The sequence below is a fragment of the Actinoallomurus soli genome, assembly GCF_024055715.1.
Classification (GTDB): domain Bacteria; phylum Actinomycetota; class Actinomycetes; order Streptosporangiales; family Streptosporangiaceae; genus Actinoallomurus; species Actinoallomurus soli.
Genome location: NZ_JAMXMV010000001.1, coordinates 59,717 through 71,290 on the forward strand (window position 1 = coordinate 59,717; position 11,574 = coordinate 71,290).

At 70.6% G+C, this 11,574-nt stretch carries 14 protein-coding genes; 6 read left to right on the forward strand and 8 right to left on the reverse strand.

Going from position 1 to position 11,574, the window contains the following annotated elements:
• Positions 1-36 precede the first annotated feature (36 nt).
• Positions 37-231 carry a DUF3046 domain-containing protein gene (locus tag NDW01_RS00280; protein ID WP_252776861.1) on the forward strand — a complete coding sequence of 65 codons (195 nt, stop codon included), beginning with the start codon at positions 37-39 and terminating at the stop codon, positions 229-231.
• Positions 228-647 carry a rhodanese-like domain-containing protein gene (locus NDW01_RS00285; protein WP_252815408.1) on the forward strand — a complete coding sequence of 140 codons (420 nt, stop codon included), beginning with the start codon at positions 228-230 and terminating at the stop codon, positions 645-647. Before NDW01_RS00280 ends, NDW01_RS00285 begins: the two co-directional genes overlap by 4 nt.
• A gap of 26 nt (positions 648-673) precedes the next feature.
• Here the strand turns inward: NDW01_RS00285 and NDW01_RS00290 are convergent, their stop codons facing one another.
• The 4 genes from NDW01_RS00290 to NDW01_RS00305 all read right to left on the reverse strand — a co-directional run bounded on the left by NDW01_RS00290 (position 674) and on the right by NDW01_RS00305 (position 3,696).
• Positions 674-1,123, reverse strand: a complete 450-nt coding sequence (locus NDW01_RS00290; protein WP_252776870.1) for a DUF350 domain-containing protein — start codon at positions 1,121-1,123, stop codon at positions 674-676.
• A gap of 39 nt (positions 1,124-1,162) precedes the next feature.
• Positions 1,163-2,368: a glutathionylspermidine synthase family protein gene (locus tag NDW01_RS00295; protein WP_252815410.1), complete on the reverse strand. Its 1,206-nt coding sequence runs from the start codon at positions 2,366-2,368 to the stop codon at positions 1,163-1,165.
• A 3-nt stretch (positions 2,369-2,371) separates the two neighbouring features.
• Positions 2,372-2,743, reverse strand: coding sequence for a hypothetical protein (locus tag NDW01_RS00300; protein WP_252815411.1), 372 nt, complete (start codon positions 2,741-2,743; stop codon positions 2,372-2,374).
• A gap of 92 nt (positions 2,744-2,835) precedes the next feature.
• Positions 2,836-3,696 carry an ATP-grasp domain-containing protein gene (locus tag NDW01_RS00305; protein WP_252815413.1) on the reverse strand — a complete coding sequence of 287 codons (861 nt, stop codon included), beginning with the start codon at positions 3,694-3,696 and terminating at the stop codon, positions 2,836-2,838.
• Between the two features lie 206 nt (positions 3,697-3,902).
• Here NDW01_RS00305 and recA point away from each other — a divergent pair, with 206 nt between their 5' ends.
• Both recA and recX read left to right on the forward strand, forming a co-directional pair.
• Complete coding sequence (recA, locus tag NDW01_RS00310; RefSeq protein ID WP_252815415.1) at positions 3,903-5,024, forward strand: recombinase RecA; 1,122 nt, start codon at positions 3,903-3,905, stop codon at positions 5,022-5,024.
• Between the two features lie 42 nt (positions 5,025-5,066).
• Entirely contained in the window at positions 5,067-5,762 is a 696-nt protein-coding gene (gene recX, locus NDW01_RS00315) for a recombination regulator RecX (protein ID WP_252815417.1), read from the forward strand.
• Positions 5,763-5,912: 150 nt separating this feature from the next.
• Here recX and NDW01_RS00320 read toward each other — a convergent pair whose 3' ends face one another.
• From NDW01_RS00320 to NDW01_RS00335, 4 genes are all read right to left on the reverse strand, one after another.
• Positions 5,913-6,167 carry a hypothetical protein gene (locus NDW01_RS00320; protein ID WP_252815419.1) on the reverse strand — a complete coding sequence of 85 codons (255 nt, stop codon included), beginning with the start codon at positions 6,165-6,167 and terminating at the stop codon, positions 5,913-5,915.
• A gap of 233 nt (positions 6,168-6,400) precedes the next feature.
• A complete protein-coding gene (locus NDW01_RS00325; protein WP_252815422.1) occupies positions 6,401-6,847 on the reverse strand; it encodes a VOC family protein in 447 nt (148 codons plus the stop codon).
• 289 nt (positions 6,848-7,136) lie between these two features.
• A complete protein-coding gene (locus NDW01_RS00330) occupies positions 7,137-7,916 on the reverse strand; it encodes an SDR family oxidoreductase (protein WP_252815424.1) in 780 nt (259 codons plus the stop codon).
• 101 nt (positions 7,917-8,017) lie between these two features.
• Positions 8,018-8,860, reverse strand: a complete 843-nt coding sequence (locus NDW01_RS00335) for an SDR family NAD(P)-dependent oxidoreductase (protein ID WP_252815427.1) — start codon at positions 8,858-8,860, stop codon at positions 8,018-8,020.
• Between the two features lie 192 nt (positions 8,861-9,052).
• Between NDW01_RS00335 and NDW01_RS00340 the strand changes: the two genes are divergently transcribed.
• Positions 9,053-9,961, forward strand: a complete 909-nt coding sequence (locus NDW01_RS00340) for a helix-turn-helix transcriptional regulator (RefSeq protein ID WP_252815430.1) — start codon at positions 9,053-9,055, stop codon at positions 9,959-9,961.
• A 245-nt stretch (positions 9,962-10,206) separates the two neighbouring features.
• Positions 10,207-11,127: a helix-turn-helix domain-containing protein gene (locus tag NDW01_RS00345; protein WP_252815431.1), complete on the forward strand. Its 921-nt coding sequence runs from the start codon at positions 10,207-10,209 to the stop codon at positions 11,125-11,127.
• Positions 11,128-11,574 lie beyond the last annotated feature (447 nt).

The window sequence follows — 11,574 nt, forward strand, 5'->3', positions numbered from 1 at the left end:
CGGCCACGGCGGGACCGGAACGGTAGCGTGGGAGCCGTGCGACTCACGGTGTTCTGGGATCGGATGAACCAGCAGTTCGGCGCGGGCTACGCCGAGAGCGTGGCCAAGGACTACGTCCTGTCCGAGCTCGGCGGTCGCACCATCGAGCAGGCGCTGGCCGACGGCGAGGACGCCAAGAGCGTCTGGCGGGCCGTCTGCGCCACGTTCGACGTCCCGCAACGGCTCCGGTGAGCGTCGACCGGCTGCTCGCCGAGGCGCGTGCGCGGCTCGTCCGGCTCAAGCCGCTGGAGGCCGCGGAGGCGGTGCGCGAGGGCGCCCGCCTCGTCGACACGCGCCCGGAGTACCAGCGACGGGCCGACGGCGACATCCCCGGCGCGATCGTCGTCGAGCGCAACCATCTGGAGTGGCGGCTCGATCCCCGCGGCGGTTTCCGCATCCCGGAGGCCACCGACCATCACGTGCGATGGATCGTGATCTGCGACGAGGGCTACTCCTCCTCGCTGGCCGCCGCGTCGCTGCGCGCGCTCGGGCTGGTCAACGCCACGGACGTCATCGGCGGATTCCAGGAATGGCGGGCGGCCGGGCTGCCGGTGAGCCGCGGCGTGGCGCCCGTACGCCCCCGGCTCGCCCCGTACGACGGCCGGTAGCCGTTCCCCGGCCGGCCGGCGGGCCGTCAGATGACGGCGACGGCGGTGATCAGGCCGATCGTCACCTGCGTCGCGCCGAGGAGCACGGCGGACGGTTCGAGGGCCTCGGCGCGCATGAGCGCCGCCACGTCGACGCGGAACAGCGCCCGGACGATCAAGGCTCCGACCTGCTGGGCCACGATGCCGACGAGGCCCCACACGAGCGTCGCGATCAGACCCTCGCTGAGCCGGCCGCCGGAGGCGTAGATCGAGGAGGCGACGACCAGCCCGACCCCGACGACGCCGCAGACGGCCAGCAGCGCGGCGTTCGTGTTCCGCCCGTGGCGGATGATCGAGGTGAGCCGTCCGGGCGTCGTCACGTCGACCGCGAAGAAGCCGATGAGCAGCAGCACCAGGCCGACGGCCGTGTACGCGGCGATCGCGCCCGCGCCCTTGCCCAGCGCCGTGCCGAAGCCGTCTGAGAACGCCAGGTACATCTGTCTTGTCTCCTTAGGTGTGAGGGAGCAACGCCGCGGCTATGAGGGACCGACTCCGCCGTCCTCGGGCTCGGCCGGGATCCGGTGCGGGACGAACGACGACGTGTCGTCGGTGATCAGCCCGGACGTCTCGCGGATGCCCAGGCCGGCCGCCTCGTCGCCGACGACCCAGGCCCCGAGCACCGGGTGCTCGCCCTCGAAGTCCGGCAGCGGGCAGAACTCCTGGAAGACGTAGCCCTCGGCGCCGTACTCGCCCGGCGTGTCCGCGTGGACGCCGTCCGGCGTGACGATCCGCATGCTCGCGCCCTCCCGCCCCAGCAGCGGCTTCTGGACGTACGAGGTGAGGGAGCCGGGCGTGCCGAGGTAGGCGGGCAGCAGGTTCGGGTGGCCGGGGTAGAGCTCCCACAGCAGCACGAGCAGCGCCTTGTTGGACAGGAGCATCTTCCAGATCGGCTCGACCCAGGCGGCCCGCGGCACCTGCCGCCCGAACGGCTCGCCGACGATCCACTCCCAGGGGTAGAGCTTGCAGAACGCCGCGATGTCGCGGTTCTCCAGGTCGACGAACCGGCCGCGGTCGTGGTGCCAGCCGATGTCCTCCATGGCGATCGCGATCCCCGGGACGCCCGCCTGCTCGGCGGTCTCCTGCAGGTACGCGATCGTCATGACCTCCTCGCCGGTCTCGTCCTCGTTCGTCCAGGCGAAGTGGACGGCCGGACCGCCGGGCAGCCCGGGCGGGCCGGACAGGACCGCCGGGGCGATCTCCTTCCAGCGGTCGACGAGCCGCTCGTGGATGGAGTTCCACTGGTCGTCGTCGGAGTGCGTGTCGCGCACCCAGTACCACTGGATGATCGAGCTCTCCAGCAGGGAGGTCGGGGTGTCGGCGTTGTACTCCAGCAGCTTCGCCGGGCCCGAGCCGTCGTACGACAGGTCGAACCGGCCGTACAGGTGCGGGTCGCGGCGCCGCCACGACGCCTCGATCAGCGGCCACACCCACGGTGGAATGCCGAACACCGCGTACCGGCGGGTGCTCACGACGTGCTCCACCGCCGCCAGGCACATCCGGTGCAGCTCCTCGACCGTCTCCTCGAGGGCCAGCACCTCGTCCATCTCGAACGTGTAGTGAACTGACTCGTCCCAGTACGGCCGGGTCAGGTGTCCGGGGTGCGAGGCGCGGTGATAGGCCAGCCCCTGCGACTCGACGATCTGATCCCAGCGCTCCCGGGGCGCCGAACGCCCGCGCCGCACCGCTCAGCCTCCCCGCGAGCTGCTGCCGTGATGGCCGAACCCGCCCCGCGAGACGCCGTGACTGCCGCCGCGGCTGCTGTGACTCGTGCCGCGGGAGATCACGCGGCCGCCGCGCGAGACGATCCGGGGGCCGCGCGGCCGGATGCTCGTGCCGCGAGAGACGTACCCGTTGCGGTAGCTGCCGCCGTAGTACCAGTAATAACGCCCGTACGACCCGCCGTTGTCGCAGTAGTAGTCGGGGACGACGCGGTAGGAGCTGTGGACCGGCGCCCAGCCGTCGATGCAGTAGGCGGTCTCGCTACGGTCCGAGCAGCCGACGATGGACAGCGACAGGAGGCTCACCGCGCTCAGCCGGACGACACGGGAGCGCATCATCCTGCGCGCGTCCTTTGGGGGCATTTGCGGTCGCGTCTCCGGGGTCGAGAGTGATGACCGGTAAGTCTAGAGCCAAGATCCTTGCGAAAGCACTACCTGATCGGGAAGCTCAGGTACAGATCGGCGGGTTCGGCCACCGACGGCAGATCGCTGACCTGACCGTCGCCGACCTCGACGACCCGCCAGACGCCGTCCTCGCGGCGGGCCAGGTCCGTCGTGATGAACCGGCAGCCCAGCGCGCGTACGCACGGGGCGATCGGATCCGCCTGCGGGCGCGGGTACCGGTCCGGCGTGTCCGGATGGGGGCCCATCAGCACCGGCTCGCCGTCGACCCACCACACGCGGGCCTCGCCGCCGTCGAACCGCTCGTACTCGCGGACGACGACGCCGCCGGCCAGGGACGCGCCCTGGCGCTCGACGAACCGCGCGACCACGGCGTGCAGCCGCTCCACGTCGGCGAGGTCGGGGATGTAACAGGCCTCGTCCCACTCGTGCTTGCGCGACTTCACGTAGTCCTTCACGATCGCCGGCCCGGACCGCAGCGGGCGTACGAGTTCGGCCAGCTCGTCCGCCGCCGGCGCCGTGCCGGGGGACAGCGGCAGCCACACGCTGGCGGGCGTGACCCCGGCGAACGTGTCGTACCAGCCGGGCAGCTCGTGGGCCTTCTCATAGCCGTCCGGCGGGACGGCGAGGACGACGTCGCGGGCGGCCAGCGCGGCGGCGAGCGCGGCGTACCGCGCCGGCGTGGTCATCCAGCCGCGGTACCACGCGGTCCCCAGCCCGTCGGGCACCCGGCGTACGGCCTCGGCGGCGTCTCCGCGCTGCAGGGCGTCGTGGTCGATGAGCGTGACCGACCCGCCGAGCGCGCGTACGGCCTCGGCCTCCCGGGCGAAGTGCTCGTCGACCCGCCGGGGGTTCAGCGGGTCGGCGCACATGAGGATGGTCACCGGCATGATCCTGACCCTCAGCGTAGGGCAAGACGCCCTGTCTTTCCCGGGTGAATCGGCGCGTCCGTTCATGATCGAACACGTGTTCGGCTAGAGTGAATGAAGCGACGGCGTTGTCCACAGTGGTGGAGCGGATCCTCGAAAATTGTCGGCGGGTCCCCGTAACGTCGCTTCCGACAACAACAGGCATCGACCCGACAGGGACACCTCACATGGCAGCAAACGATCGCGAGAAGGCCCTCGAAGCGGCGCTCGCGCAGATCGAGAGGCAGTTCGGCAAGGGTTCCGTCATGCGGCTGGGTCAGGAGGGGCGTCCCCCGGTCGAGGTGATCCCGAGCGGTTCGATCGCCCTCGACGTCGCCCTGGGCATCGGCGGCTACCCGCGTGGCCGCGTGGTCGAGATCTACGGTCCGGAGTCCTCCGGTAAGACGTCCCTCGCCCTGCACGCCGTGGCGAGCGCCCAGAAGGCGGGCGGCATCGCCGCGTTCGTGGACGCCGAGCACGCGCTCGACCCGGAGTACGCCAAGAAGATCGGCGTCGACATCGACGCCCTCCTCGTCTCCCAGCCCGACACGGGTGAGCAGGCCCTGGAGATCACCGACATGCTGATCCGCTCCGGCGCGATCGACGTCGTCGTCATCGACTCCGTCGCGGCCCTCGTGCCGCGCGCCGAGATCGAGGGCGAGATGGGCGACAGCCACGTCGGTCTCCAGGCCCGCCTCATGTCCCAGGCCCTCCGCAAGCTCACCGGCGCCATCAACCAGACCAAGACCACAGCGATCTTCATCAACCAGCTGCGGGAAAAGGTCGGCGTCATGTTCGGCTCGCCCGAGACGACCACCGGTGGCAAGGCGCTGAAGTTCTACGCCTCGGTGCGGCTGGACGTGCGGCGGATCGAGACGATGAAGGACGGCACGGACGCGGTCGGAAACCGCACGCGGGTCAAGGTCGTCAAGAACAAGATGGCCCCGCCCTTCAAGGTGGCCGACTTCGACATCCTGTACGGCGTGGGGATCAGCCGCGAGGGCGGCCTGATCGACATGGGCGTCGAGCACGGCTTCGTGCGCAAGTCCGGCGCCTGGTACACCTACGAGAACGACCAGCTCGGCCAGGGCAAGGAGAACGCGCGGCGGTTCCTCAAGGAGAACCCGGACATCGCCGACGAGATCGAGAAGAAGATCAAGGAGAAGCTCGGCGTGGGGCCGCGCCTCGACGCTCCGGCCGAGCCCGCGGGCGCTCCCGCGGCGGCTCCGGCGGCGGCCGCCGCCGCCACGGCGGGCAAGGCGGCACCGGCCAAGCGGGCCGCGAAGACCCCGAAGCCGGGAGACGTGTGATCCCGGGTCGCCCCTCGGCGGGACTGACCGAGGGGCCGGCCCATGAACGCTCCTGAGAGGTGGCGGCGTCCCGCTCCGCGCCGGGCGGACCCCGGCACGGAGATCTTCCCTGGCGACGCCGCGCCCGATCAGGACGCCGACCCGGCCGGGAGACCGGGGCGGCGCGGGCGGAGGCGTGGCCGGGACCGTTCTCCCGAGGGACCGACGCCGGGCAGCCCGGCGGCGCAGGGCCCGCCCGCCGATCCGGAGGCGGTGGCGCGCGAGATCTGCCTGCGGCAGCTGTCGTTCTCGCCGAAGACCCGTGCCCAGCTCGCCGACGCGCTGCGCCGCAAGGGCGTGCCCGACGACGTCGCCGAGCGGGTGCTGAGCCGCTACTCCGAGGTCGGGCTGATCGACGACGCGGCGTTCGCCCGCGCCTGGGTCGAGTCCCGCCACGCCGGCCGGGGGCTGGCCCGCCGGGCGCTCGCCGCCGAGCTGCGGCGGCGCGGCGTCGCCGACGAGACGGTCAGTGAGGCCGTGGAGGAGCTGGGTCCGGAGCAGGAGGAGGCGGCGGCCCGCGAGCTGGTCGCCCGCAGGCTGGCCGGCACCCGCGGCCTGGACCCGGTCAAGCGCACCCGGCGGCTGATGGGCATGCTCGCCCGTAAGGGTTACTCCGGCGGCCTCGCCTACCGCGTCGTCCGCGAAACGCTGGAGGCCGAAGGCGCCGACGAGCTCCCGGACCTGTCGTTCGACGACTGAGCCCGACCTCCTTGGCAGTACCTCTGATCCCGGATATGAGAAGCGCCCCTTGAAGCAGCATGGTCAGAATCGGCGAGATCCTGACCATGCTGCTTCAAGGGGCGCATTCCTCAGGTGCGTGATGGCATCACCGCAGCCCGAAGAGCGCGATCACCACGAGTTCAGCGAATACGAGCCGTTGGGGTTCTGGGAGCAGGAGAATCCGTAAAGCAGACCCTGCTGGGCATAGACGTCCCCGGCGTAGACGCAGGCTGTGTACGTCGCCCATGAGGTCGTGCGGACCCCTGTGGCGGTCGGGGGAGTGGTGTCCGCGAATGCGGATGCCGTGCTGGAGAGGGAGAGCACCGCCCCTGCGGCGGCGACGCTGGCGGCGATACCCAATTTGCCGAGAATGCCATGTTGCATCGATCCTCCTCGTCTCAACGTTCGACCAATTCACTCGGAAGAGTCGGCCGGGTTGACGGATTCGTCCGAACCTAGTGACGAACGTGCTGTCAACTATGGCGTTTCCGTAGGCAGTCGCGATATCGGCAATAGTGCCTACTTCACCCTCATCGGCGGTCCTGGCCGCTGATATGTTGAGGACACAAGGCGCCGAGCACGTTCCGGAACTGTCGTTCGACGACTGAGCCCGGCTTCTACGGAGTGTTCTCGATCGGCTCCAGGTGGACACGGCCGGTCTCGTCGACCCGCCAGCCGGGGTTGTGACAGATCTCCCAGACGACGCCGTTCGGGTCGGCGACATGGCCGTGGTAGCCGCCGAACTCCGCGGTCTGCGGGCTCTTGACGAGCGTGCCGCCGGCCTCGACGGCGCGCTTCACGGTGGTGTCGACGTCCGCGGGGGTCGCGACGTTCTGGGAGAGAGTGAGGCCGCCGAGTCTCCCGTCGTCCGGTCGGCCCTGCATGTCGGCGACGAACTTCGTCGCCTCGAACAGGCCCAGGACCAGGCCGGGGGCGATCTGAAAGAAGATGATCTCCCCGGGCACGTCCAAGAGCGGCGTCCAGCCGAGCCCGTCACGGTAGAAGGCCCGCGCGGCGTCGAGGTCGGGTGTCGACAGGGTGAGGAAGTGCGCTTGCTGGTCCATGGTTCCCAGCATGGCGCGGGCGTGGGGAGGCGGTCTTGTACGGATCGGACACGGCCCCTCGGGCGGATCGGGTTCCGGCGGAGAGCACGGTACGGGTGAGCGGGCCCTGTCTGTCCCTGACCTTGTGACGTCTGATCTGGGGTGATGGGCGAGTGCCTGTTCGGCGAGGGGTGAACCGCCGGTCGCTTCCGGCCGTTCACCCCTCGCCGATACGCCGGTGGGCTGGTGCCGCGTCGAACGGAACCTCGTTCGTGTAATCGGCCATTCACCACCGCTACGAGAACCCGCACTAGACGGCCTGGGCGGTGGGCAGGATGGTGATCTCGGTGAGGTTGACGTGACGGGGCACGGCGGCCATGAACGCCACCGTCTCGGCGATGTCGCCGGGCTGCAGGACCTCGATCTGGTCGATGAGATCGGCCATGAGCTTGCTCGCGTCGGGGTCGGTGACGTGGTCGGGTAGTTCGGTGTCGACCATGCCGGGTTCGATGGTGGCCACCCGGATGTTCTTGCGGCCGAGCTCGACGCGCAGCAGCCGGGTCAGCTGGCTGATGTAGGCCTTGGTGCCGGAGTAGATGGAGAACTTCTCGAGGATCCGGGTGGCGGCGATCGAGGAAGTGGTGATCAGGTCGGCCGGTCTTCCTGCCTCGGTGGCGGCGCTCAGGTGGGGCAGGAAGGCACCGATGACGTTCATCACGCCGGTGACGTTCAGATCGATCTGGCGCTGCCAGTCGTCGAACTTCAGCTCGTCGATGGCGGAGATCAGCTGGACGCCGGCGTTGTTGAAGACCAGGTCCGCCTGGCCGAGCTGCTCGGCGACCTGGTCGGCTACGGTGTGCACGGCGTCGCGATCGGTGACGTCGATGGGCAGCGCCACTGCTGTGCCTCCGGCGGCCTGGATGCCCTCGACGACGGCCTCCAGCTTGTCCTTGCGCCGGGCCAGCACGGCGACCTTCGCGCCGAGCTCGGCCAGGCGGTTGGCGGTGGCAGCGCCTATACCGCTGGATGCGCCGGAGACGACCGCCACGCGGCCCGTCAGTGGGGTACCGGTGAGCAGTAGTGCGGACATGACGAGTACCTCCTCATGGGAAGAAAATGGCTTGGGCGGTGCGATTCGATTCGGCGGGATGCGATTCTCCGCCGGCTCTGGCGACGGGCGGACCCGGTCGGTCAGGCCGCGACGTCCTCGTGGGAGGTGGCGGCGGACTTGTCCCGCCAGGGCGCCAGGTCCTGCTCGATCCGGCGCAGCTTCACCTCGAGCCGCTCGAGGGTGTCGGCACCGAGGTAGAGGTGGCCGGGAAGCTTGTCCTGGCAGGTGACCTCGTAGATCAGCGCGGCGCCCTTGACCGGGTCGCCGAGCTGGGTGTGGTTGGCGGTGCCGGCCCAGTCCAGGGTGACGTGCGCGGGAGTGCCGTCGTAGGCGTCGATGCGCTGAGCGGCGGTGGACAGGGAACTGGTGTCGAGGAAGTCGGTGCGGAAGACGCCGGGCTCGACGACCATGCACTGGACGCCGAACGGCTCCAGTTCCGCGGAGAGCGCTTCGCTGATGCCGGCCACGGCGAATTTGGAGGCGGAGTACATGCTCACCCCCGGTTCGCCCTCGAACCCGGAGCGGGACCCGATGTTGACGATCTTGCCGTGGCCCGCAGCACGCATCCCCGGCAGGACGGCGCGCGTGACGTTGATCAGTCCGAAGACGTTGAGGTCGAACAGGGAACGCGCCTCGGCGTCGGTGATCTCCTCCAGCGCGCCCAGCAGACCCCGGCCCGCGTTGTTGACCAGGACATCGATCGCACCGAAGCGCACGATCGCCGCGTCGACGGCTCGGGTGACGTCCTCACCGCGGGTGACGTCGAGGGGGACACCGAGCACCCGGCCGGACTGCTTGAGGTCGTCCGGCAGACGGTCCGGATTGCGGGCGGCCGCCACCACGGCGTCACCGCCCGCCACGGCGGCGCGAGCGATCTGCAGGCCGAGTCCCCGGGAAGCGCCGGTGATGAACCACGTGGACATGGAACGACTCCTTCATACGGATGACGACAGACCGGACCTGTTCGCGGGAAGCACGTCCCGTATCCGGCCCTGCTTCCACTAGACCAGCCTCAGGGGGCGAGAACAGGCGTCAAAAGGGCCCCGGCAATCAGGGGAATAACTGGGCCACCCTCACGAGTTACCGCTCCGCGAAGATGGCAAGACTTGATTGCTATGGATCGTGACCACACCAGCGCATCCCTGGCGGAGTTCCTGCGCTCGGCCCGCTCCCGCCTCAGCCCGCACGAGGCCGGACTCGACGAGCCGGTCCTCGGCCGACGCCGCGTGTCCGGACTGCGACGCGAGGAGTTGGCCCAGCTGGCCGGGGTGAGCGTGGACTACTACACACGCCTGGAACAGGGCCGCAGCCGCAGCGCCTCGCCCGAGGTCATCGACGCACTCGCCACCGCGCTGCGCCTCACCGACGCCGAGCGCGACCACCTGCTCACCCTCGCGCGTCCGATGCCCGCCCGGCAGAGACGCCGCCCGCGCCCGCAACGCGTCGATCCCGCCACCTGGCGACTGCTGGACACCCTGGAGACGGCGTACCGGCCCGCCTTCATCCTCGGCCGTCGCCTCGACGTCCTCGCCCACAACCGGCTCGCCGGACGTCTGATCACCGACTTCCGGGCCCTGCCCGCGGCCGAGCGCAACCAGGCGCGTTTCGTGTTCCTGGACCCCCACGCCCGCGAGCTGTACAAGGACTGGGCCACCGTCGCCGCCGACACGGCCGCCATGCTCCGCCTCGACGCGGGCCGCCACCCCGACGACCCCGCCCTGAGCGCCCTCGTCGGCGACCTGTCCATCCGCAGCGAGGAATTCCGCCGCTACTGGGCCGACTACAAAGTCCACCGGCGTACGACCGGCACCAAGGACTACCGCCATCCTCTCGTCGGCGACCTCACCATCACCTATCAGGCCCTCACACCCGCCAACGACCCCGATCAGATCTTGTTCATCTACGACACCGACTCCGGCAGCCCATCCGAGACATCACTCCGTCTGCTCGCCCAGTGGAACGAGCGGGCGGCCGACCAGCACATTCCCCGAGACAGGTCCGGACGGGCTGAAACGACAGACTGAACTTCGTGGCGTGGTAGTACCCGGTGGCGACGAACGCGGCCAGGCCGCCGGGCGAGGAGACGTCCACAATGTGGCCGCTGCGCCGGGTCCCCGATCGTCGAGGCCGGGCCTCGACGGGATGATGAGGCGTGCTCGCTCTTCCATGCTCCCCGGCATGGTGCGGGTATGGGGAGGCGGTCTTGAACGGATCGGACACGGCGTCCTTGGGGCGATCGGGCACGGCATCTTCGGACGGATCGGGCACGGTGTCGCTCTATCGCGAGTTCGCCCCGGAGGAGCCGCACGCGTTCGTGCGGTGCTGGTGGGAGCAGAGCGTCGGCGAGCGGGTGGACGGCTACGTGCAGCGGGTGCTGCCGGACGCCTGCGCGGACGTGATCGTCTCCGCGGACGGCAGCGCGATCGTCGTGGGGCCGGCGACGGAGCACGTCCTGCCGCGGCTGCGCGGTGGGCAGCGCCTGCGGGGCCTGCGCATCCGCACGGCCGCGATCGGCACGGTGCTCGGCCTGCCGGCGTCCGAACTGCGCGACCTCCAGGTGCCGCTCGGCGAGGTGTTCCCGGCCGCCGAGGCCGGGCGGATCACGGACGCCGTATGGCATGGTCGGCCCTGGCCGGCCGCCGTGGACCGGCCGGCGGACCGGCGGGCCGAGTACGCCGTCGGCCGTCTCCTGCGGACCGGAGCGCGGGTGGCCGACGTCGCGGGGGAGGTCGGCCTCTCCGAGCGCCATGTGCGCCGGCTGATCCTGGCCCGGACCGGCCTGGAACCCCGCACGCTACGGCGCGTGGCGCGCCTCCAGCGCTTCCTGACGCTGTCCGACCGGGTTCCAATGCCGCTGGGCCGGCTTCGTACGCCGGCCGACCCTGTTCGTACGCGGACCGGCCAGGTTCGTGCGCAAGCCGAGTCGGTCCGCGCGCCGGCCGACCGGCTTCGTACGCGGACCGACCCGGAGTGGTCGCTGGCCGGGCTGGCGGTCGCCGCCGGGTACGCCGATCAGGCGCACCTGAGCCGTGAGGTACGCGCGCTGGCGGGGCTGACGCCGTCAGCGCTGCTGGCCGAACGCGGTCGCCTCACAGCGCGCTCCCCGCAAGGGCGCGATCACCACCAGTTCAGCAGGTACTGGCCGTTGGAGATCTGCGGGCAGGAGAACCCGTGCAGCGCGCCCATCTGAGCGTAGACGTTCCCGGCGTACACGCAGTGCCCGCCGCCAATGCGGTGAGAGGGCCTGGCGCAGTGATCACCGTGGTGGCCTGGACCCGCTCCCCGGTTCCGGCCGGGCTCCGTCCTGTGGCAGGCCGGACTCGACGGAGCGCTGATCGACGGCTCGCACCTCCGTGCTCAAGGGCGCTCCCGCCCCGTCGAGTCCCGTCGGGTCGGTGACGCCGCGTCGCGGTCGCGCCGCCGGGATCGAAGCGGGGTCCTCGTCCGCGACACCCGCGCACGCCCGTCCTCCGCAGGTGGGGGAAGCGCCGCCTCGGTGACACGGGCATGACTGCCGGCGTTGACCGGCGGTGCTCCTCTCCCCGCGGTCGACCACGGCGGCGACCCGCTCGCACCCCGGCCCGACCCTGACATGGACCGTTACAAGGAAGATCTAGCGAATCGTCCGGATCGTGGG